Genomic DNA, 20,359 nt, shown 5'->3' on the forward strand with positions numbered 1-20,359 from the left:
ACAATTCTTTCACGCCCCCAGCGCCCAGCGCGACCTATTTGCACCATCTGTGACCGGATCCCCTCTGCCTGAGCGCAACGACGCAGCCCCCAATAGCCGAGGCCTCATTCCCGCCCTGGTGCTGCTGGCCGCTGCCTGCGTGGCGGTGCTGGCGCTGCTGGTGATTCCAGCCGCCCGCAGTGACCCCTACACCCACAGCACCCTGCAGCTGAGCGGTTCAACAGAGCGAGGCGAGCAGTTGTTTCTGATCAACTGCGCCGGGTGCCATGGCATTGCCGCCCAGGGGCTGGTGGGCCCAAATCTGCACGGCGTTGATAGCCGCAAGAACGACCGCCAGCTGATTCAGCAGGTGGTGAGTGGTCGTACGCCGCCAATGCCCCGATTCCAGCCAGAACCTCAGGCCATGGCCGATCTGCTCGCCTACCTGCACGCGCTCACATGAGCCTGGCTGTGGTGCTGGTGGAGCCGGCTGGCCCCCTCAACGTGGGCAGCGTGGCCAGGCTGTGCGCCAATTTCCAGGTGCCACAACTTCGCCTGGTGGCTCCACGCTGCGATCACCTGGGCCCCGAAGCGCGGCAGATGGCCGTGCATGGCGAGGCGCTGCTGGAGCAATCGCTGATCTACCCGGATCTAGCTGCAGCCGTGGCCGACTGCCAGCGGGTGGTCGCCACCAGCGGCCGTGTGGAAACAGAAAGCCTGCCTCTGAGCTCTCCAGCCGAAGCCCTGGGCTGGCTCTGGCGAGGAGCCAGCTGCAGCCCCGTAGCCGCGCTGGTGTTTGGCCGGGAAGACCGGGGCCTCAGCAACGCCGAACTCCTTCAGGCCGGGCGGGTGGTGCGGCTGGCCACGAGTGACGCCTATGCCTCTCTCAACCTCTCCCATGCGGTGGCGATCTGCCTGCACGAGCTCCAGGCCTGCCGCGAGCAACCACATCCCACCAACGCCATAGCCGATGGGAACAGTGGCGTGCTCTCCAGCCGCGGGGATCTAGAGGCGGCTCTGGCAGATGCTGAAGCGCTCCTGCTGGAGGTGGGCTTTCTGTATCCGCACACGGCAGCTGCACGCATGGCCAAGCTGCGCGCCTTGCTCCAGCGGGCGCAGGTGCAGCAGCAAGAAGTGGCTTTACTACGAGGCATGGTGCGTCAACTGCGCTGGGCAGCCCAGCGAGAGACGCCTTAACGTCCGGTCCGTCGGCCGTTTGGCACCCCCTTGAGCGCGAGTCGCCCCAACCGCTCCAGTCGCCCGCCGGGCTGGGGCGCACCACTGCGGCTGGTCTTGCGGCTGGCGGTGATGGGGATCGGCCTTGGGGTGATCAGCGGCACCGCGCTGAAGCTGCTCGCGCCGCACTTGGCGGACGGCACGAGCAGCACCACTCCACCGGGCCAACAGCCGCTTGAGCGGCTTTCCGCAAGCCAACCCCTCCCAAGCGGGATAGCCCTGGGGCGCTTCGAACCCAAAACCGAGCTCACAGCGTTGAGCCAGAAATGGGCCCAGCTAGCTGCGCGCCACAAAGACCTGCAAGCCAGCGGCTACCTGTTGGTGCTCGACGACGGCCGCTTCGCCCAGCTGCAGGCCGACAAGGCGCTGCCCGCCGCAAGTTCGATCAAGACCCCGATCCTGCTGGCGGGGCTGGAAGAGCTCGATACCGGCAAGCTGCGCTGGAACGAACCGCTCACCCTCACAAAAGAGGTGGTGGGCGGCGGCGCCGGCTGGATGGCCAGCAAACCGGTGGGCAGCCGTTTTCCGTTCTGGGAGGCCGCCACCGAAATGATCCGGGTGAGCGACAACAGCGCGACCAACTTGCTGATCAAGCGCCTGGGGGGCAAGACCGCGCTCAACGCCCGTTTCCAGGCCATGGGCCTTCATGCCACCGTGATCAACAACTGGCTGCCGGACCTCAAGGGCACCAACACCACCAGCTCCCTCGATCTGGCTCACTCCATCGCCATGGTGGACACCGGCGAGATGCTCAGCCCCCGCGCCCGCGATCTGTTCCGCGGCGTGATGGGCACCTCCCGCACCAACACCCTGCTGCCCCTGGGGATGCTGATGGGCCTCGGCGGCGATTCCGCTGACCCCGACAGCGCCCTGCTGGCCCATGGGGTGACGGTGCTCAACAAGACCGGCGACATCGGCATCGCCTACGCCGATGGCGGCCTGATCGAGCTCCCCAACGGCCAGCGAGCCGTAGCCGCTTTCATGGTGAAAGGACCGTTCAACGACCCCCGCTCCACCGGGCTGATCCGTGCCATGGCTGCCGAAGTAGCCCGCACGCTGATCGGCAAACCGGGCGGCACCGCACCTGCTGCAAACCGATGATCCTGCCCCTGCTCCTGGCGACGACACCGCCCGCACCGGCTGCCCCGGCGCCGATCCTGCGACCTCAGACCGTGGCTCCCCTTCCCGGCGGCCTCGATCGGGTGCTGGTGGTGAACGACAACAACCCCGAGCTGATCTCCGGGCCAGGCATCCTGCTCTCCACCTTTCCCAAAGCAGGCCGCAGCAAGCCCGATGCGCACCTGGATGTGGCGCTGAACGGTCGCTTCGACCTCTTCAGCCACCACGTGTATGCAGGCAAGCCGGACAGCCTCGATTCCACCCTCTGGCTGGCGGTGGTGGCCGAACCCCGCGGCGATCAACCGGTGACGCTTCAGCTGCTGGGAGGATCCACAGCCCTATCTCAGGCCACGGACAAGCAGCAACCGGATGCCCCCTTCCTGCCTCTGCCAGCTCTGATGCCGCAAGACGGGCATGTGTACAGCGGTCCCGGCAGCCGCGTGGCTACTGAACTACTGGCACGCCAACGCAACGCGCTGATTCCGGAGCGATGGACCCTGGCGCCGGGGCGCCTCAGCACCTTGATCGTGCTGCCCATCCCGGTGAAGGGGCTTGATCCCCTACTCAATGGCCGCAACCTGCAATTGCGCCTACAGAGCTCCGGCCCGGTGAGTCTCGCCACGCTGGCGGCCTACGGCCGTGATGATCAGGCCCCAGCCCCCGGGAGCTGGGGCGCATTGCTCGACGGCGACCTGAGCCCCAAGGAACACCAGCCCACCCCCCGGGGCGCCAGCGGCCGAATGGTGTATTCCCGGGTGAGCGGGGTGCAGATCGGCAGCATCTGGAGCGGCACGATCACCGACCCCGGCAAGCCTTACCTCTCCACGAGCCGCGCCCCAATCTCCTGGCCGATTGCTTCGCTGGAGCGCGGCAGCCTCGGCACAGGCCAGGTGCAGACGGCTGAATTGAAAGCCTTCTACCCGGGTACCGCCTGGGCCGCCCATGGCAATTACGGCGTGGAATACAACCTGGCGATCCCGCTGCGCAACACCAGCAAGCAACCAGTGACGCTTGAGCTGGCCTTCGAATCACCCCTGAAAACAGACCAGGCCCAGGGCGGCCTGCGCTTCAACCCCAAACCAGGCCAATCGGTGATGTTCCGCGGCACCGTGGAAGCCACCGGCCTCGATGGCTCAGGCGGCACCTCCTCCGGACGGCGCAGCGTCCACTTGGTGCAACGGGTAGGGCAGCAGGGTCCGGCTTTGGGAACGGTGAGCCTGGCCCCTGGGGCCAGCCGGCAGCTACGGGTGCGCCTGATCTACCCGGCCGATGCCACACCGCCACAGGTGCTGAGCCTGCTGCCTGTGAAACAATCCCCAGACCAGCCAGCCTCCTCTCACTGATGCAAGCCCGCAAGCGCAGGGTCTTCCCCTTCACCGCCATCGTGGGTCAGGAGGAGATGAAGCTCGCCCTGCTGCTCAACGTGATCGATCCGCGCATTGGCGGCGTGATGATCATGGGCGACCGCGGCACCGGCAAGAGCACCACCATCCGCGCCCTGGCCGACCTACTGCCGGAGATCGATGTGGTGGCGGGCGACCCTTACAACAGCTCCCCGGCCGACCCCGATCTGCAGAGCAGCGAGGTACGGCAACGAGCCGACCACGGTGAGCAGCTACCGATCGAGCAGCGCCAGGTGCCCATGGTGGACCTTCCCCTCGGAGCGACCGAAGACCGCCTCTGCGGCACCATCGACATCGAGAAAGCTCTGAGCGAGGGCGTGCGGGCGTTCGAGCCTGGCCTGCTGGCGAAGGCCAACCGCGGTCTGCTCTACGTGGATGAGGTGAACCTGCTCGACGACCATCTGGTGGACGTGTTGCTGGATTCGGCCGCCTCGGGCTGGAACACCGTGGAGCGCGAGGGCGTGAGCGTGCGCCACCCAGCCCGGTTCGTGCTGATCGGCTCCGGTAACCCTGAGGAAGGCGAGCTGCGCCCGCAGCTGCTCGATCGTTTCGGCATGAGCGTGGAGGTGCGCACGGTGCGCGATCCCGAGCTGCGCGTGCAAGTGGTGGATCAGCGCACCGCGTTCGACAACGACCCCGACGGCTTCAACAACGCCGTGCAGACCACCCAGAACGCCCTGCAGGATCGCGTGATCGCGGCTCAGAAGTTGCTCCCACAGGTGCAGATCGATGACGACCTGCGCATCCGCATCTCGGCCATCTGCGGCGAACTGGATGTGGACGGCCTCCGCGGCGACATTGTGACCAACCGCGCTGCCCGTGCCCTGGCCGCCTTTGAGGGCCGCACCGAAGTCACCGAAGACGACGTTGCCCGCGTGGCCGCCTGCTGCCTGCGCCACCGGCTGCGCAAGGACCCGCTTGAGCAGATCGACTCGGGCGATCGCGTGGTGAAGGTGTTCTGCAAGGTGTTTGAGCGCCCCGAATCCAGCGATCGCGGCGCCTTCGAACTGGCCCTGGCGGCCTGATTGAAGGCCGAGGCCAGGTGGTGATCCTCGGCATCGATCCCGGCCTGGCCCGCGTTGGCTACGGGCTGATTGAAGTGGACGGCACCCCTGGCCGGGGTCAGCAGCGGCTTTTGGATTGCGGGATCATCCGCACCGATCCTGGCCGCAGCGAAGGCGAGCGGATGGTGGAGATCGCCCGCGACCTGCGTCAGTTAATTCGTGCCTGGAGCCCGGAGCTGGCGGTGGTGGAGAAATTTTTCTTCTACCGCTCCAGCACCACGATCTCGGTGGTCCAGGCCCGCGGGGTATTGATGATGACCCTGGCCCGCTTCGCGATCCCGGTGGTGGAATTTCCGCCGATGCAGATCAAGCTGGCTCTCGCCGGCCATGGCCACGCCGAGAAAGACGACGTGCTGGCGGCCGTGATGCGCGAGCTCAACCTCGACACCCCGCCGCGGCCTGACGACGCCGCTGATGCCCTGGCAGCAGCCCTCACCGGCTGGTTTCAACGTTGAGCAGCAAGCACGCGCTGCGCGAGCAGTTCCGCCAGCGGCGGCGCCAACTGCTGGCGGCCGCAGAACCTGGTATTCGGGCTGCTGCCGACGCCCTGGCAGGGACATTGGCCCCCGATCAGGCGCTGGGCATCTATTGGCCGCTAAGCGGCGAAGCGGATCTGCGCAACTTGGCGGCGCAGATCCTGGCGCTGCCACGGGTGAGCGAGGGCACACTCACCTATCGCCACTGGCAGGCCGGCGATGCCCTGAGCCATGACGACAGCCGGATCCTGGCCCCATCTCAGGGCCCTGATCTCGATGCATCAGCACTGGGCCTGCTGTTGGTGCCGGCCTTGGCCTTTGATCAGCACGGCTTCCGCCTGGGCTACGGCGGTGGGTGGTTTGATCGACTACGGAGCGATCCGATCTGGAGGGCCGTGCCGGCCCTGGCGGTGCTACCCGCCGGCTGCCTGGTGGAGCAGCTGCCCAGCGATCACTGGGATGTGCCCTTCCACGGCTGGCTGGATGAGCAAGGCGCGCATTGGTTGCAAGCTGTTTAAAGCTGGCCAACACCATCGCGGCCCAGCGCAGGCTTTGCCAGGATCGCCATAGGCAAACAACTGATCTGTGGATCTCCAGGCCAACGACGCGTTCCAATCCGCCATGAATGCCAGCCGTCAGGCCGCTGGCGAAAGCGGTGGAGAGGCAGCACGCCGCGGCCCCAGTATCCGGGTGAATCACGGCACGGCCGCCGAGCAGGTGCTGGCCGCGGAGCTTCATGGCCGGCAAGAAAGCGGCGACGCCCTCTCCATGATGGTTAGCTCCATGGTTCACATGGTGCAGGCCGGCAAAACCCGCAGCGCCAACAGCCGTTGGTCGGCCTGAGTGAGCTGCGCTTAGCTGAACACTGCCTCATCCCTCAGAACCTGCGATGGCTCGCTCCTTTCACGCGGCTGCCTGGCGCGCCTTCGCCATGGCACTTCTGCTCTCCCCGGCAGCGGTTGAAGCCCACGCCATCGAGAGCAGCCTGACCCGCCTGCAGAGCCTGAGCGACAGCTTGATGCTCGAGAGCCGCTTCTCCAACGGCGAGCCCACCAGCGATGCAGTGGTGCGGCTGGTGGCACCGGATGGCCAGAGCATGGAGCTGGGCCGCACCGATGCCATGGGCCAGTTGAGCTTTGCGCTGCCGAAACAGGCCGAAGGCGACTGGGAATTGCAGGTGGATGGTGGTCCTGGCCACCGCGACTACCTAGAAATGCCGGTGGAGAGTGGGCAGGCTCAGCTCGATCAGATCAGCCGCCATCACCACCATGGCAATCCGATCGTCTGGCTCAGTGCCCTGGGGGCAACTGCCATGCTGCTGGGAGTACAGCGCATCCGTCGATCCCGTTGATGGCAACAGGCAGCGAGAAGCTCGATCAAATCGTTGAACGCCTCAAAGGCACCGCCGATCCCAAGCGCCGCTACGAGTACGTGCTCTGGCTGGCCAAAAAACTCCAGCCGCTCCCGGATGAATTTCGCAACGACGCCTTCAAGGTGAAAGGTTGCGTGTCCCAGGTGTATGTGGTGGGACAACTGGTGGAGGGCAAGCTCCACTGGCAGGGTGATTCTGATGCGGCGATCACCAAGGGGCTGCTGGCCCTGTTGATCGAGGGTCTTGAAGGGCTCGAGCCTGCTGCTGCCGCCACGATCGATCCCACTTTCCTGAGTGAGACAGGCCTACAGGCAAGCCTCACACCGTCGCGGGCCAATGGCTTCCTCAACATTCTCAAGATGATGCAAGCCCAAGCGAGCGCGCTTGCCGGCTGATCGCACCATCGATTTCTAAGATCTGCCCTTTCACGCACAGGGCGGCATGACCATCGGCATCGGCTTGCTCGGGCTTGGCACGGTAGGAGCAGGCGTTGCCGAGATCCTGCTCAACCCTCAGGGCCGCCATCCGCTGGTGGGGCAGCTGGCTCTCAAACGCGTGGCCGTGCGCGATCTGAACCGGCCGCGGCCAGTGGAGCTCCCGGCCGAGATCCTCTGCACAGATCCGCAACAGGTGGTGAACGACCCCGCGGTGGACATCGTGGTGGAGGTGATGGGCGGTCTGGAGCCCGCCCGCAGCTTGATCCTGGCGGCGATCGCCGCCGGCAAACCCGTGGTGACCGCCAACAAAGCCGTGATTGCCCGCTACGGCGAGGAGATCGCCGCCGCTGCCGCTGAGCAAGGTGTGTATGTGCTGATCGAAGCGGCCGTTGGTGGCGGCATCCCGATCATCGAGCCGCTCAAGCAATCCCTCGGTGGCAACCGCATCCAGCGGGTAAGCGGCATCATCAACGGCACCACCAACTACATCCTCAGCCGCATGGCGGATGAGGGAGCCGCCTATGGCGACGTGCTGGCCGATGCCCAACGCCTGGGCTACGCCGAGGCCGACCCAGCCGCGGATGTGGAAGGCGGCGATGCAGCCGACAAGATCGCCATCCTCTCGGGCCTGGCCTACGGCGGTGCGATCGAGCGCAGCGCGATTCCCACCGAGGGCATCAACCGACTGGACGCCTGCGATGTGAACTACGCCGCTCAGCTGGGCTACGTGGTGAAGCTCGTGGCCACCGCTCAGTGCCTGGGCAGTGACGCCGATGGCACGGTGCAGCTGGATGTGCGGGTGAGCCCCACCCTGCTGCCCAAAGACCACCCACTGGCGGGCGTGCACGGCGTGAACAACGCCATCCTGGTGGAAGGCGACCCGGTGGGCCGCGTGATGTTTTATGGCCCCGGGGCTGGCGCTGGCCCCACGGCATCGGCCGTGGTGGCCGACATCCTCAACATCGCCGGCATCCGTGAGGCCACTGGCAATGGCGGCGGCCTCGATCCCCTGCTGGCGGCCAATCGCTGGCGCCCCTGCCGCCTGGTGGATCAGGGCCAGACCCTCAACCGCAACTACCTGCGCCTACAAACGGGCGATCAGGCGGGTGTGATTGGTCGCATCGGCAGCTGCTTCGGCGATGAAGGCGTGTCAATCCGCTCGATCGTGCAGTTCGAGGCCAGCAGTGAGCGCAACGATGCCGAGATCGTGGTAATCACCCATGAGGTGCAGGAGGCCAACTTCCGCCGCGCGCTGGCTTCGATCACCGCTCTGCCGGATGTCAAGGCCGTGGCGGCGTGCCTGCGCACCCTCTGAGCCGATGGTGAGGCAGATTGGACACAACGCGAGAAGACCCGAGCGAGAACACCACACCGCCTGCGTCATCTGAATCCGCTGACGCAGCACTTGCTTTGTAGCGACGAGAACTTTTGATCAGCCCGCAGCAGAGAACGCTGTACCCACGCCTGATTTTTTCTCCAGGTCTACCGACCACGACTCGCCTCCATCCATCTGTCTGCACCCAGACCCATGACCCTGCATCAGGGTGATTGCATCACCCTCACCAGCGACGAGAACCTGTATCAGGTGATTGGCGTTGACGATCGGCACAACCGCTGCTGGGTGCGGCGCTGGCCCCTTGCCCGCCACGGCTCACCGGTGTTTGAAATTTCACTGCATCAGGTGGCCAGCCACAGCCACCATCACCCCCCACGCCTTGCCGTAGGGGCTTGAATAAGCGGGCTTGCCCGCAGCCTTGACCAGCCGACTCCAGATTTCTGTCGCTCTGGCGGCGCTGCTGCCCATCACCGCTTCGCTGGCGGGTTGCCAGCCGCCCCATCCCGCAGGGCAGCTGGTGGTGGCCAGCAAGAGCACGCTGACCTCCGTGGATCCGGTGGACGTCACCACCGTGGGAGGCCTGCAACTCCTCAGCGCGGTTGGTGATCCGCTCTATGCCGCCGATGCCGAGGGCAAGATCCAGCCGCGCTTGGCCACGGCCCTGCCTGAGCTCAGCGCTGATGGGCTCACGGCAACCATTCCCCTACGCCAGGGCGTGCTGTTCCACGACGGCAGCCGTTTCGATGCGGAAGCAATGGTGTTCAGCCTTGAGCGCTTCCGATCCCTGGCCAAGCTCGGCTACCTGCTCGATGACCGCATCAGCAGCGTGCAGGCCAGCGGGCCCTACGAACTGAAGCTGCAACTGAAGCGCCCCTACAGCGCCCTGACGGCGCTGCTGAGCTCCATCAGCCTCACACCGCTCTCGCCCACGGCCTACCGGCTGCACCGCAGCACCTCACTGGCCAATCGCTTCGTGGGCACAGGCCCTTACCGGCTGGCAAGCAGCACCCCGCAGAAGCAAACGCTGCTGCCCTTCGAGCGCTATTGGGGACCGCCGGCTCGCAACCAGGGCATCCATCTGGTCACGCTCAGCAACTCAACGGCGCTGTTCGGCGCCCTAGTGAGCGGTGAAGTAGATGTGCTCACCTCCTCGGGGATGGACAGCGATCAACAGCGGACCCTGGCCCAGCGGGCTCGGCAAGGCCAGCTGGTGGAGGCGATCGGGCCAGCGGGAGAAATCAGCTACCTCACGCTGCTGAGCGATCGGCCGCCCTTCAACCAAACCCTGCTACGCCAGGCCGTAGCCCTAAGCCTTGATCGGCCCCTGATCAGCGAGCGGGTGAGCTATGGCATCCGTGAACCGCTGCGCTCCCTGGTGCCACCGCCACTGGCGGGATCCGAGCCACCAGCCTGGCCGGCTTACAACCCCCGCCGCGCACGCCAGCTCTTCCGGCAGGCGGGGTATTGCCAGGGGCAGCGCCTCACCCTGCCCCTCACCTTCCGCTCCAACGTGCCGGCCGACAAGCTGTTCGCCCTCACCTGGAAAGCCCAGCTCCAGCGCGATCTGGGTGATTGCGTTGCGCTGGAGATCAGCGGCGTGGAATCCACCACGGCCTACCGGCAAGTGGCCGATGGAGCCTTCCCGATGGTGTTCTTTGATTGGAGCGCCGACTATCCCGATCCAGATATCTATCTGGCGCCGATGCTGGCCTGCAGCCAGGCACAGAGCGATCAGTGCCTGAAAGGCAATGCCGCGGCTGCGGGCAGCTTCTGGAGCGCCCCAGGCCTGCAGGCCCAACTGGAAGCCAGCGAACAGGTGGAAGGCCCCGAGCGGTTACCGCTGCTGCAGCTGCTGCAACGCCGCACCGCCGCCGGCGCGGCCTACATCCCTGTGTGGCAGGTAGCGCCCCGGGCCTGGGCCCAGCCCCAGCTGCAGCGCCCCGTGTTTGATGGCAGCGGCCGGCTGCAGCTGCAGTCTCTGAGTGTCCGATGAGCCGACGTCGCCACCTGCTGCGTTACCTAGCCAGCCGCCTGGCGCTGGTGCCCGTGATGCTCTGGCTGATCGCCAGCCTGGTGTTCCTGCTGTTGCGGGTGGCACCGGGCGATCCCATCGACGCCCTGCTGGGCCTGCGCGCACCAGCGGAGGCCCGCGAAGCACTGCGGCAACAGCTGGGACTGAATCAACCCCTGCTGGTGCAATACGGCCACTACCTCAGCGATCTCCTGCATGGCCAGTTAGGGGAATCGCTGGCCAACAACGAAGCGGTGACCAGCGTGATCGGCCGCAGCCTGCCCGCCAGCCTGGAGCTAGGGGTGGTGGCGCTCCTGATCGCGGCTGTCCTGGGACTGGCGGTGGGCTTCAGCGGCATCGCCCGGCCAGAGGGCCGCACCGACCTAGCAGGCCGGCTCTATGGCGTTAGCACCTATGCGCTACCGCCCTTCTGGGCCGCGATGGTGATGCAGCTGGTGTTTGCGGTGTGGTTGGGCTGGCTGCCGGTAGGAGGGCGCTTCCCCGCCACCCTGGTGCCGCCCGATGGCAGCGGCTTTTACCTCCTCGACAGCCTGCGCAACGGCAGCGGAGAGCAGTTCTGGGGAACCCTGCGCCATCTGATGCTGCCCGCCGCCACCCTCGGCCTGCTGCTCAGCGGCGTCTTTGCCAATGCCCTGCGGCTCAACCTGCGCCGCGCCCTTGATTCCGACTACGTGGAAGCGGCCCGCAGCCGCGGCCTGAGCGAGCGGCGAGTGGTGCTGCGCCATGCCCTACCCAATGCCCTGCTGCCGGTGCTCACGATCACCGGGATCACGGTGGCTTCGCTAATTGGAGGAGCCCTACTGATCGAGGTCACCTACTCCTGGCCCGGGGTGGCCTTCCGGCTACAGGAGGCGATCAGCCAGCGCGACTATCCGGTTGTGCAGGGAATTGTGGTGGTGGTGGCGGCCCTGGTCGTGGCGATCAGCATGCTGGTGGATCTGCTGGTGGCGCTGCTGGATCCACGGATCAGTTTTTAAGGGAGGATCACCTCCCGCCAGGTTTCCGCCTGACGGCGGTTCAGCACGTAGGCGGTCACACCGCCGAGCTGACGCCGCTGGGGCGCGACGCCACGGGGAAGGCTGCCAAGGAACTCGGCGGTGAGGCTGAGGGTGAGGCTCTGCACCCGCTGCGGCTCCACCCCCACAAACTCTTCGCCGAGTTGAAACAGCGCCTGCTCACTGGAATCGATCCGCACTGGCGAGAAGTGGCTGCCCCCCTCGAGCAGCACCAAGCGGCTCTGGGGGGAGCCATCGCGCAAAAACAGCTGCAGCTGCTCAGACAGCGGCGGCGTGATCAGATCCAGGCTGCCGCCCACCAGCAGCACCGGCGCGGGCAGGGCGCGCAGGCCGCGATGGGGCCAGATCAAGCTGCCGAACCCGTTGAGGCTCACCACGGCCTGCAGCGGCTGCGCCAAGGGCTGGGGCGGCGGCAGGGGCACATCCAGCAGCTGACATTGCAGCAGCCGCGAGAGGTTGGTGAGCGGGATGCCATCTAGGGCTCGATCGCAGCGACGGGCCAGGCCTGGTTCAGGCCGTAGTCCCGCCGCCAGAAGGCTGGTGAAGCCACCGAGCGAATGGCCCATCAACACCACCCGCTCACCCAAGCGAGGTAGCTCGCCGGTGTGCACGGCGGCCACCACGGCCTGCAGATCCCGCACCCGCTCGCTGAGGGTTTCCGCGCCCGGCGGAGGCCGCCGCCCTTCGAGCAGCTCACGCACCGCCTGCTCATCACTGCCAGGGTGATCCAGCAGCAACACCGACCAGCCACGCTGGTGTAGGCCTGACGCCAACCATTCGAGCTGCTCGGCACTGCCACCCAAGCCCGGGGTGAGCAACACCCAGCCCCTTGAACGGCCTCGCCAGAGCTGCAGCTCGAGGGGCTGGCGGCGATGGGGCACGGAAAGCTGAAAAACCTCAGCGGGCTGACCGGCTGGCTGCAACGCCATCGCGGATTCAGACACCCGCCGCAGCTTCAGCTGCTGCAGGGCGCGCAGGGCATCGCGTTGATCCACGATCTGCCGCTGCCAGCGACCCGCCAGCTGCAGGCCGCCCTCGAGATGAAGCACCAGCCGCTGGCTCGGCACGGCCCGCAGCAGCTCGATAGTGGTGACCTGCGGCTGCCAGGCCAGCAGCTGCTGCAAGGTTTGGTAGAGCACTGGCCCCGCACTGCCCTGCTCGGTGGTGATCAACTGATCCAGCTCGGCCAACACCCGCTGACCGGCCCAGCTGGCGAGGAACTGCTGAGCGAAGGAGCGGTCTTGCACCAGGGGGGCCCGCAGGATGCGCCGCAGTTGCTCCTGGCCGTTGGCATCGAGCAGATCCAACCAAGCGCGCAGGTCGCCCTGGGCACTACTCGGTGCGCGGCTCCAGGCCTCCAATGCCACCAAATCAATCGGAAGCTTCAGGCCATCGAGCTGCACCTCCAGCTGCTCTGCGGCCCGCGCTGGAGCCAACCAGAGCAGGCCAGCCAGCAGACTGCGCAGCACTACACGCATCGGTCGACGGGTTGGCACGAGCACAGACGCTCTCAACAGGCCGGCAGTGGTGGCACCAGTTTCCCCCGGCGTTGCGGGAGCTGGCCAGTGTGCGCTTGGTGGCGAGCTTCGGGGCAGGAGGCGTGCTCTATCTCACGCCCATGGTGTTCCACCAAGCGGATTTCTCGCCCGCCCAGGTGGGCAGTGGGCTGGCCCTGGCGGCCCTGGCTGGCACCATCGGCCGCTTCGCCAGCGGCTGGCTCCTGGATCTGGGCCTGAGCTGCGGCGTGCCGGTGCTGCTGGCAGGGTTGTGCGGCTTTCTCGGCGATGCCCTGCTGCTCGGGGCCCACGAGCAGCAGGGCTACATCGCTGGCCAATTGCTGATGGGGATGGCCGGGGGGCTCTACTGGCCTGCCGTGGAACTAGCGGTGCCGTTGTGCTCCCCGCCCATCCCCTCCGCAAGGGGCTATGCGCTCTCACGCACCGCTGATGCCGCTGGGATCGCCGGCGGCACCCTCGCCGGGGCACTGTTAGCCCAGCTGGGTCTGCTCCGGGGGTTGTACTGGGTGGATATGGCCGCGATCGTGGCGTTGGCCGCGTTGCTTCTCTGGCGCCCCCTGCCCAAGGCTGTACCGGCCAGAGCTGCTGGTGTGGAACCTATGCCGCTCGGGCGCTGGCTACCGGCACTACTGCCGATGTTGCTGCTCTCGGTGGTAGCCACGGCGATCCCCCCCCTGATGCAAAGCGCCCTACCCCTGGATCTGGTGCGAGGCGGCTTGGAGCGCGATGCCCAGCCAGAGGCGATCAGCGCCCTGCTGATCGGCATTCCCCTGGTGCTGCTGCTGCTGATTCAATGGCCCGTAGGTCAGGCCCTGGCGCGCCGATCGGTGGCTGTGGGCTTAAGGCTGAGCCTGCTCTGCTTCAGCGGTGGCACGGCGCTGATGGCCCTCTCGGCCTTGAGCGAGGGAGGCCTGGGCCTGGTGGTGCTGGCTCTAGTGCTGTTGGCTTTTGGACAGGCGGCTTTCCTACCCACGGCGACTGAGGCGGTGGTGGAGCTGAGCCCGAAGGGGCATGGGGGCCTGGCCATGGCGCTGTTCTCCCAATGCTTTGCCCTGAGCGCCTTCGGGGCACCGCTGATCGCCGGATTGTTGCTCGATCACCAGGGCCACGGCCTGGTGCTCTGGCTGCTGGTGGCGCTGGTGTGCACGCTGAGCCTGCTGCTGATCGGCCCGATCCAGCGGCGCGCGGATGCAAAGGGCTGAAGCGAGCGACAGCCAAGGCCATCCACAACACAAACCGCTGGTCGCGCCAGCGCCCACAATCGGTCCAGCCCTAGCAAACCGATGGCTCTGCACGAACCGGGTCGCCGCCATGCCCAGCAACACATCGGCCGGGCTGGCCTGGCATCAGCCTTTCGCTGGAGCGTGCTGCTCAACAGCACCCTCTCGGTGGCACAGCTGGTGATCGGCATCGGCTTCGGCTCGCTGGCCCTGATCGGTGATGCCATCCACAACCTCGGCGATGTGGCGGGGCTCACGCTGGGTTGGGGTGCTGAACGCTTGAGCACGCGGGCCCCAAGCGAGCGTTTCACCTACGGCTTCGGGCGCAGCACCCAGCTGGCAGCGCTGATCAACGGCGTGCTGGTGGCCATGGCCTCCGCTGTGGTGGTGGTGGAAGCGATCCAACGGCTCACAGATCCCCAGCCCCTGGTGAGCGGCCCCGTGGCGTGGGCCGCCGCGGCCGGCATCGCGGTGAATCTTGGATCCGCCAGCTTGTTCGGCATTGGCGAGCATGGCGGCCACAAACACGACCTCAACCGGCGCGCGGCTGTGATGCACCTCCTTAGCGATGCCCTGGTGTCGCTGGCGGTGCTGTTCAGCGCCCTGCTGGTGGGCTTCACTGGCTGGCATTGGCTCGATCCGCTCACGGCCGTCGGCGTGGGCCTGGCGGTGGGCTACACCGGCGTGGTGCTGATCCGCGATGCATTGGTGGTGCTGCTCGATGGGATCCCCGGCCACATCCAACCTGAGCTGGTGCACGACACCTTGCTGGCGCTGCCGGGGGTGGTGAACGTGCACCACGTGCATATTTGGAGCCTCAGCACCTCCCAGGTAGCCCTCACGGCACACATCTGCCGCCGCGAGAGCGAGCTAGACGACATGCAATTGCTGCATCACGCCAAAGCGGCCCTCGCCGGCATTGGCGTAGGGCACAGCACCCTGCAGCTGGAGCCGGCCTGAGATCAGCCCTTGCTCACCTTGGCCGTCCAGGCTTCATGGGGGAGGGGCTCAGTCCCGTACTCCCAGTCGTCGTAGTCAGGGTCGTTGCGGATCTGCTGATGCACCTGCTTCTGCGCCTCGAAATCGTGCTGCTGAGCGGCGTCTGAAGGTTGCTGCTGCTCTGTCATGGGCGTTGTGCACGTGAACGCATTCTGAGGCCTTAAACGTTGAACAGAAACTCCATCACGTCGCCTTCCTCCACCACATAGTCCTTACCCTCGGCGCGGAGCCAGCCTTTGTTGCGGGCCTCCGCCAGCGAACCGGCTTCCAGCAGCTGCTTGTAGCCGATGGTCTGGGCGCGGATGAAGCCGCGCTCGAAATCGGTGTGGATCACACCTGCGGCCTGGGGAGCGGTCATGCCGGCCTTGATCGTCCAGGCGCGGGTTTCCTTCTCACCGGTGGTGAAGTAGGTGCGCAGGCCCAGCAGCGCGTAGGTGGCTCGGATTAAGCCCTGCAGGCCACCTTCTTCCACACCGAGGCCCGCCAAAAATTCAGCGCGGTCTTCCTCGGGGAGTTCGATCAGTTCAGCCTCCACCTGGGCGCTAATGCGCACCGTGCCCGCTCCTTCCTGCTCAGCCAGGGCTGCGACGTCTTCGCAGTAGGCGTTACCTGAGGCCAGGTCGTCTTCGCTCACGTTGGTGGCGTAAATGATCGGCTTGGCGGTCAGCAGGCCCAGCGGCTTCACCATCGCCGCTTCTTCGTCGTTGAGCTCGATGGTGCGGGCGGCGCCGCCCTGCTCCAGCACGGCTTGGATGCGCTCGAGCGCCGCATCCTCCACCTGGGCCTCCTTGCTGGTGCGCACCTGCTTCTTGAGGCGTTCGCGCCGCTTTTCCACTTGGCTCAGATCCGCCAAGCCCAACTCAAGGTTGATCACCTCAGCATCGCGGGCAGGGCCCACCGAGCCCGACACGTGGATCACGTCGTCGTTCTCGAAGCAGCGCACCACGTGCACGATGGCGTCGACCTCGCGGATGTTGGCCAAAAACTTGTTACCCAGGCCCTCGCCCTGGCTGGCGCCCTTCACCAGGCCGGCAATATCCACAAACTCCACCCGCGTGGGGATCAGCTCCTTGCTCTTGCTCAGATCCGAGAGCTGCTGCAACCGCGGATCGGGCACCGACACCACGCCCGAATTGGGCTCGATCGTGCAGAAGGGGTAGTTGGCCGCCTCCGCTTGGGCGTTGGCCACCAGGGCGTTGAAGAGGGTGGATTTGCCCACATTGGGCAGGCCCACGATTCCGGCTTTAAGCATTGATCGAATCTACGGACTGCTCCACGGAGCACCCCTGGCCTTCATCTGCTCTGGCGGTGATCCACCCCAGCGGAATCCACAGTTGATCGCGCCGACCAGGAAGACTGGAAGCAGAGCAGGCGCACACCATTCCTTCCACGATGCTTCAGCCCCCCCCGCAGCGCCAGGGCGATGCAGCGCTTGGCGATCGCGGCCGGCGTCTGCCCCGAGCTCTCAGGGGCGGGCCCGACTGGCTGCGCCGCAAGCGCCTCTGGGCTGGCCTGCTGGCCGGAGCCCTGGTGATCGGCGGTGGCGGAGTGCTGGTGAGCCAGCGCCGCAGCAGCCAGCAACAACGCAACCTCGAGAGCTTCACGGTGCTGGCGCGCCAAGGCACCTTGCCGGGGGTGATCACCGCCAGCGGTGAGCTAGAGGCGTTCCGCAAGGTGAACGTGAGCCCGAAGCGCCAGGGGGTGCTGGAGAAGCTCTATGTGGAAGAGGGCGACAGTGTGCGTGCCAATCAGCCGCTAGCGCTGATGGACAGCGGTGACCTCGACGACCGCCTCGATGAGCTGCGCGCCCAGCTGCGCTCCGCCAAGGCCCAGCTCAACCGCAGCCAGAGCGAGCTGCAACGCCGCGAAGCCCTGATCCGCCAGGGCGGCATCAGCGTTGATGACTACAACAGCGCCAAATCGACTTACGAGGTCGACAGAGCCGCTGTGGAAGCTGCCCAGCAGCGCTTAGAGGCAAGGCTGAAAGAGCGGAGCGACCTGACGGTGCGTGCGCCCTTTACGGGTGTTGTGACGGCTCGCTTCGCCGACCCCGGCGCCTTCGTGACACCCACCACCTCGGCGTCGGCATCAGCCGGTGCCAGCAGCTCCTCGATCGTGGAGCTGGCTCAAGGCCTGGAGGCAGTGGCGAAGGTGCCCGAAAGCGACATCGGCCGGATCCAGCTCGGCCAGAGCGCTGCGGTGCGGGTAGATGCCTTCCCCGATCGCCGCTTCCCGGCCCAGGTTCGTCAGATCGCACCCCGCGCCGAGAAGCTCAACAACGTGACCTCCTTTGAAGTGAAGCTGCAGCTGATTGACCCGCCGCCCGAGCTGCGGATTGGCATGACCGCCGACATCGACTTCAACACCGGCACGTTGGCCTCCCGCACCGTCATTCCCACCGTGGCGGTGGTGACCGAACAAGGCAAACCAGGGGTACTGCTGGTGGGTCCCGGCAATCAGCCCACCTTCCAGGCCGTCACCCTGGGTGCCAGCAGCGGCAAGGACACGCAGATCCTCGAGGGTCTAACCCCCGGCACCCGCGTGTTCATCGACCTGCCGCCGTGGGCTAAGAAGCGGGGCGACTAAGGAAGCTGCGGCTCACCTCCAAAATGCGCTGGCTTGCTTTGCCATCGCCAAAGGGGTTGTGGGCCCGAGCCATGGCCTCATAGGCCGCCCCATCGGCAAGCAAGAGAGAGGTTTCCCGCAGGATGTCGGCGCTGGCGGTGCCGATCAGCTTGGCGGTACCGGCATTCACAGCTTCCGGACGCTCGGTGGTGCGGCGCAGCACCAGCACCGGCTTCCCCAAGGCAGGCGCTTCCTCCTGCAGGCCCCCGGAATCACTCAACAGCAAGGTGCAACCACGCATGGCCGCCACCAGCTGGTCGTAGTCGAGCGGTTCGGTGAGGAAGGCGCGGGGGTGATCGCCCAGCAGGGCCTGCAATGGTTCGCGCACGGTGGGATTGCGGTGCAATGGCAGCAGCAGGGCCGTATCCGGGAAGCGCTCGAGCACCTGAAGGAAGCCCTGGCCGATCTCCTTGAGCCGTTCACCCCAGTTTTCGCGCCGATGCACTGTGGCCAGGATCACGCGCTGCTGCTCGAAATCGAGACCCGGCAGCACAAACGGTGGGGCCTTCTCAGCCATCAGCAGCAAGGCATCGATCACGGTATTGCCGGTGATGCACACCTCACCCACGACACCGGAAGCACGGCAGTTGGCGGCCGACACCTCGGTGGGAGCGAAGTGCAGCTGAGCCAATTGAGAGATCAAGCGGCGATTGGCTTCCTCCGGGTAGGGGTCCATGAGGTTGTCGGTGCGCAAGCCCGCCTCCACATGCCCCACGGGCACCTGGGCGTAGAAAGCCGCCAGGGCCGAAGCGAAGGCGGTGGTGGTGTCGCCCTGCACCAACACCAGATCGGGCTTGTGCGCCTCAAACTCGGCCTGCAGACCCTGCAGCGCACCACAGGTGATGTGGGTGAGGGTTTGCTTGGGGGCCATCAGGGCCAGATCGTGATCGGCCTGCAGGCCAAACAGCTCCATCACCTGGGCCACCATCTCGCGGTGCTGACCGGTGAGCACCACCCGCGTGCGGACATCAGGGGCGGCCTGAAACGCCTGAATCACCGGCGCCAGCTTGATGGCCTCCGGGCGCGTGCCCAGCACGATGCAGACGTTGTGGGGGGTGCTCACAGGGGCCGGCCATGTAGCCGGATCCTAAAGATGGCGTCGGGATTAGCTGGCCAGAGGCTGGATCAGCCGCAAAGCTGGAGGCACACTGCCGCCATGCGGTGACCAGCAGCTCCCCCTTCCCCAGCAGCCTGTTTCCGCCGGCAGTGCCACCAGCCGTTGCGCCAGCGGTAGCTGGAGCCGGCGCCCTAGGCGGCACGCAGCCCAGCAGCCTGGCGTCCATCGTGCAGCTGGCCGAGCGCAGCGGTTTCTCCGATGTGCATCTGGGGGTTGGGGAGGAGCCCCGCTACCGGGCGCGCGGCGAGATGCTGCGCACGGGTTGGCCCATCAGCGATGCCGCCAGCTTCCACGGCTGGCTGCGGGAGATGCTCAGCCCTGCCCAGATCGATGCCTTTCAGCGCGATAAGGAATTCGACGGCTCCCATGCCTTTCCCTTCGTGCGGGTGCGCATCAACCTGCTCGATTCCCTGCGGGGCCCGGCGATGGTGCTGCGGCTGATCCCCCAGCAGATCGCCACCTTGGAGGAGCTCAACCTGCCACCTGTGCTGAAGGAGCTGGCATCTCGTCCGAAGGGACTGGTGCTGATTACAGGCCCCACAGGCTCGGGTAAGAGCACCACCCTCGCGGCCATGATCGATTGGATCAATCGCAACCGCAGTTGCCACATCCTCACGATTGAGGATCCGGTGGAGTTCGTGCATGAGAGCCGCCAATCCCTGATCCGCCACCGGGAGGTTGGGCAGCACACCCGCCAGTTCCACAACGCCCTGCGCGCCGCCCTCAGGGAAGACCCAGACGTGATCCTGATCGGTGAAATTCGTGACAGTGAAACCCTGGCCACCGCCATCGAGGCCTCGCAAACAGGGCATTTAGTGTTCGGCACCCTGCACACCAATTCAGCGGTGAAAACCGTGGAGCGGGTGCTGGGGATGGTTCCTCCTCGCGAGCAGGAGAGCATGCGCAGGGCTGTGGCCGAAAGCCTGCTGGCCGTGATCGCCCAAGGGCTGCTGCGAACAACAGATCAACAACGCGCTGCCTTTCACGACATCCTGATCAACACCGACGCGTGCAAGGACTACATCCAGCGCGGTGAACTAGCGGAGATCGAAGAGATCATGGCCCGCAGCGGTTTCGATGGCATGAAAACCGCCAATCAGGCCCTGCTTAGGCTCGTGGAATCAGGCCGGGTCCACGCTGATGACGCCCTCGCCCAGAGCCTCAGGCCCAATGAACTGATACAGGCTCTGCGGGGGAAAACGACCTAGGCCTTACCGGCCAGGCGAGCGATCAGCAGCACGCTCAGGCCAATGGACAGCCCGAGCATCGCCATGCGGCCATTCCAAATCTCGGCCTGAGGGGTGAAACCACGCTTCCATTGGTTGAGCTCTTCAGGTGCTGCTTCCACAACGGTCTGCATCACCTCTTGTCTGATCTCGGTGGTCTCCGGTGCTGGTTGAGCCGTGGCCAT

23 protein-coding genes are annotated in these 20,359 nt (G+C 66.1%); 18 read left to right on the forward strand and 5 right to left on the reverse strand.

Features of this window, described 5'->3' with window-relative positions:
- The first annotated feature begins 49 nt into the window (after positions 1 to 49).
- From KJJ24_RS07440 to KJJ24_RS07505, 14 genes are all read left to right on the forward strand, one after another.
- Positions 50 to 442 (forward strand): cytochrome c, encoded by a 393-nt coding sequence (locus KJJ24_RS07440; RefSeq protein ID WP_250544518.1) that lies wholly within the window; start codon positions 50 to 52, stop codon positions 440 to 442.
- Positions 439 to 1,176 (forward strand): RNA methyltransferase, encoded by a 738-nt coding sequence (locus KJJ24_RS07445; protein ID WP_214337784.1) that lies wholly within the window; start codon positions 439 to 441, stop codon positions 1,174 to 1,176. The genes KJJ24_RS07440 and KJJ24_RS07445 overlap by 4 nt, the downstream gene beginning before the upstream one ends.
- A 30-nt stretch (positions 1,177 to 1,206) precedes the next feature.
- Positions 1,207 to 2,316 carry a serine hydrolase gene (locus KJJ24_RS07450; RefSeq protein WP_214337786.1) on the forward strand — a complete coding sequence of 370 codons (1,110 nt, stop codon included), beginning with the start codon at positions 1,207 to 1,209 and terminating at the stop codon, positions 2,314 to 2,316.
- A complete protein-coding gene (locus KJJ24_RS07455; protein WP_214337788.1) occupies positions 2,313 to 3,677 on the forward strand; it encodes a DUF3370 domain-containing protein in 1,365 nt (454 codons plus the stop codon). Before KJJ24_RS07450 ends, KJJ24_RS07455 begins: the two co-directional genes overlap by 4 nt.
- Positions 3,674 to 4,762, forward strand: a complete 1,089-nt coding sequence (gene bchI / locus KJJ24_RS07460) for a magnesium chelatase ATPase subunit I (RefSeq protein WP_214343443.1) — start codon at positions 3,674 to 3,676, stop codon at positions 4,760 to 4,762. The genes KJJ24_RS07455 and bchI overlap by 4 nt, the downstream gene beginning before the upstream one ends.
- 17 nt (positions 4,763 to 4,779) lie before the next feature.
- A complete protein-coding gene (gene ruvC, locus KJJ24_RS07465) occupies positions 4,780 to 5,256 on the forward strand; it encodes a crossover junction endodeoxyribonuclease RuvC (RefSeq protein WP_214337790.1) in 477 nt (158 codons plus the stop codon).
- Positions 5,253 to 5,795 (forward strand): 5-formyltetrahydrofolate cyclo-ligase, encoded by a 543-nt coding sequence (locus KJJ24_RS07470; RefSeq protein WP_214337791.1) that lies wholly within the window; start codon positions 5,253 to 5,255, stop codon positions 5,793 to 5,795. Before ruvC ends, KJJ24_RS07470 begins: the two co-directional genes overlap by 4 nt.
- Positions 5,796 to 5,862: 67 nt before the next feature.
- Positions 5,863 to 6,120, forward strand: a complete 258-nt coding sequence (locus tag KJJ24_RS07475; RefSeq protein ID WP_214337792.1) for a hypothetical protein — start codon at positions 5,863 to 5,865, stop codon at positions 6,118 to 6,120.
- 46 nt (positions 6,121 to 6,166) lie between these two features.
- Positions 6,167 to 6,628 (forward strand): hypothetical protein, encoded by a 462-nt coding sequence (locus KJJ24_RS07480; RefSeq protein ID WP_214337793.1) that lies wholly within the window; start codon positions 6,167 to 6,169, stop codon positions 6,626 to 6,628.
- Positions 6,628 to 7,044: a SufE family protein gene (locus KJJ24_RS07485; RefSeq protein ID WP_214337794.1), complete on the forward strand. Its 417-nt coding sequence runs from the start codon at positions 6,628 to 6,630 to the stop codon at positions 7,042 to 7,044. Before KJJ24_RS07480 ends, KJJ24_RS07485 begins: the two co-directional genes overlap by 1 nt.
- 46 nt (positions 7,045 to 7,090) lie before the next feature.
- Positions 7,091 to 8,401, forward strand: coding sequence for a homoserine dehydrogenase (locus KJJ24_RS07490; RefSeq protein ID WP_214337795.1), 1,311 nt, complete (start codon positions 7,091 to 7,093; stop codon positions 8,399 to 8,401).
- Positions 8,402 to 8,614: 213 nt separating this feature from the next.
- The gene (locus KJJ24_RS07495) at positions 8,615 to 8,818 is read left to right on the forward strand and encodes a hypothetical protein (RefSeq protein WP_214337796.1); all 204 of its coding nucleotides are present in this window, start codon (positions 8,615 to 8,617) and stop codon (positions 8,816 to 8,818) included.
- Positions 8,819 to 8,828: 10 nt separating this feature from the next.
- Positions 8,829 to 10,415, forward strand: coding sequence for an ABC transporter substrate-binding protein (locus tag KJJ24_RS07500; RefSeq protein ID WP_250544519.1), 1,587 nt, complete (start codon positions 8,829 to 8,831; stop codon positions 10,413 to 10,415).
- Positions 10,412 to 11,431: an ABC transporter permease gene (locus KJJ24_RS07505; protein ID WP_214337797.1), complete on the forward strand. Its 1,020-nt coding sequence runs from the start codon at positions 10,412 to 10,414 to the stop codon at positions 11,429 to 11,431. The genes KJJ24_RS07500 and KJJ24_RS07505 overlap by 4 nt, the downstream gene beginning before the upstream one ends.
- Here the strand turns inward: KJJ24_RS07505 and KJJ24_RS07510 are convergent.
- Positions 11,428 to 12,948, reverse strand: a complete 1,521-nt coding sequence (locus KJJ24_RS07510; protein WP_214337799.1) for an alpha/beta hydrolase — start codon at positions 12,946 to 12,948, stop codon at positions 11,428 to 11,430. The genes KJJ24_RS07505 and KJJ24_RS07510 overlap by 4 nt on opposite strands.
- 11 nt (positions 12,949 to 12,959) lie before the next feature.
- On the opposite strand from KJJ24_RS07510, the gene KJJ24_RS07515 reads away from it, so the two are divergent.
- Both KJJ24_RS07515 and KJJ24_RS07520 read left to right on the forward strand, forming a co-directional pair.
- A complete protein-coding gene (locus tag KJJ24_RS07515) occupies positions 12,960 to 14,189 on the forward strand; it encodes an MFS transporter (protein WP_250544520.1) in 1,230 nt (409 codons plus the stop codon).
- An 81-nt stretch (positions 14,190 to 14,270) separates the two neighbouring features.
- A complete protein-coding gene (locus KJJ24_RS07520; RefSeq protein ID WP_214337801.1) occupies positions 14,271 to 15,167 on the forward strand; it encodes a cation diffusion facilitator family transporter in 897 nt (298 codons plus the stop codon).
- A 2-nt stretch (positions 15,168 to 15,169) separates the two neighbouring features.
- On the opposite strand, the gene KJJ24_RS07525 is transcribed toward KJJ24_RS07520, so the two are convergent.
- On the reverse strand, positions 15,170 to 15,334 hold the full coding sequence (locus KJJ24_RS07525) for a hypothetical protein (RefSeq protein WP_214337803.1): 165 nt from the start codon (positions 15,332 to 15,334) through the stop codon (positions 15,170 to 15,172).
- A gap of 32 nt (positions 15,335 to 15,366) precedes the next feature.
- A complete protein-coding gene (gene ychF, locus KJJ24_RS07530) occupies positions 15,367 to 16,458 on the reverse strand; it encodes a redox-regulated ATPase YchF (protein WP_214337804.1) in 1,092 nt (363 codons plus the stop codon).
- Positions 16,459 to 16,598: 140 nt separating this feature from the next.
- Here ychF and KJJ24_RS07535 point away from each other — a divergent pair, with 140 nt between their 5' ends.
- On the forward strand, positions 16,599 to 17,792 hold the full coding sequence (locus KJJ24_RS07535) for an efflux RND transporter periplasmic adaptor subunit (RefSeq protein WP_214337805.1): 1,194 nt from the start codon (positions 16,599 to 16,601) through the stop codon (positions 17,790 to 17,792).
- On the opposite strand, the gene wecB is transcribed toward KJJ24_RS07535, so the two are convergent.
- Positions 17,773 to 18,894 carry a non-hydrolyzing UDP-N-acetylglucosamine 2-epimerase gene (gene wecB, locus KJJ24_RS07540; RefSeq protein WP_214337806.1) on the reverse strand — a complete coding sequence of 374 codons (1,122 nt, stop codon included), beginning with the start codon at positions 18,892 to 18,894 and terminating at the stop codon, positions 17,773 to 17,775. The genes KJJ24_RS07535 and wecB overlap by 20 nt on opposite strands.
- 98 nt (positions 18,895 to 18,992) lie before the next feature.
- Between wecB and KJJ24_RS07545 the strand changes: the two genes are divergently transcribed.
- Positions 18,993 to 20,156 carry a type IV pilus twitching motility protein PilT gene (locus KJJ24_RS07545; protein ID WP_371811707.1) on the forward strand — a complete coding sequence of 388 codons (1,164 nt, stop codon included), beginning with the start codon at positions 18,993 to 18,995 and terminating at the stop codon, positions 20,154 to 20,156.
- Here the strand turns inward: KJJ24_RS07545 and KJJ24_RS07550 are convergent.
- Positions 20,153 to 20,359, reverse strand: a complete 207-nt coding sequence (locus tag KJJ24_RS07550) for a high light inducible protein (protein WP_371811708.1) — start codon at positions 20,357 to 20,359, stop codon at positions 20,153 to 20,155. The genes KJJ24_RS07545 and KJJ24_RS07550 overlap by 4 nt on opposite strands.

The sequence above is a fragment of the Synechococcus sp. LA31 genome, from assembly GCF_018502385.1.
GTDB lineage: Bacteria > Cyanobacteriota > Cyanobacteriia > PCC-6307 > Cyanobiaceae > Vulcanococcus.

Coding starts and splice junctions, on each gene's coding strand:
- KJJ24_RS07445 (WP_214337784.1), top strand. CDS start 439: ATGAGCCTGGCTGTGGTGCTGGTGGAGCCGGCTGGCCCCCTCAACGTG.
- KJJ24_RS07455 (WP_214337788.1), top strand. CDS start 2,313: ATGATCCTGCCCCTGCTCCTGGCGACGACACCGCCCGCACCGGCTGCC.
- KJJ24_RS07480 (WP_214337793.1), top strand. CDS start 6,167: ATGGCTCGCTCCTTTCACGCGGCTGCCTGGCGCGCCTTCGCCATGGCA.
- KJJ24_RS07485 (WP_214337794.1), top strand. CDS start 6,628: ATGGCAACAGGCAGCGAGAAGCTCGATCAAATCGTTGAACGCCTCAAA.
- KJJ24_RS07490 (WP_214337795.1), top strand. CDS start 7,091: ATGACCATCGGCATCGGCTTGCTCGGGCTTGGCACGGTAGGAGCAGGC.
- KJJ24_RS07495 (WP_214337796.1), top strand. CDS start 8,615: ATGACCCTGCATCAGGGTGATTGCATCACCCTCACCAGCGACGAGAAC.
- KJJ24_RS07505 (WP_214337797.1), top strand. CDS start 10,412: ATGAGCCGACGTCGCCACCTGCTGCGTTACCTAGCCAGCCGCCTGGCG.
- KJJ24_RS07510 (WP_214337799.1), bottom strand. CDS start 12,948: ATGCGTGTAGTGCTGCGCAGTCTGCTGGCTGGCCTGCTCTGGTTGGCT.
- KJJ24_RS07520 (WP_214337801.1), top strand. CDS start 14,271: ATGGCTCTGCACGAACCGGGTCGCCGCCATGCCCAGCAACACATCGGC.
- KJJ24_RS07525 (WP_214337803.1), bottom strand. CDS start 15,334: ATGACAGAGCAGCAGCAACCTTCAGACGCCGCTCAGCAGCACGATTTC.
- ychF (WP_214337804.1), bottom strand. CDS start 16,458: ATGCTTAAAGCCGGAATCGTGGGCCTGCCCAATGTGGGCAAATCCACC.
- KJJ24_RS07535 (WP_214337805.1), top strand. CDS start 16,599: ATGCTTCAGCCCCCCCCGCAGCGCCAGGGCGATGCAGCGCTTGGCGAT.
- KJJ24_RS07550 (WP_371811708.1), bottom strand. CDS start 20,359: ATGGCCACGGCTCAACCAGCACCGGAGACCACCGAGATCAGACAAGAG.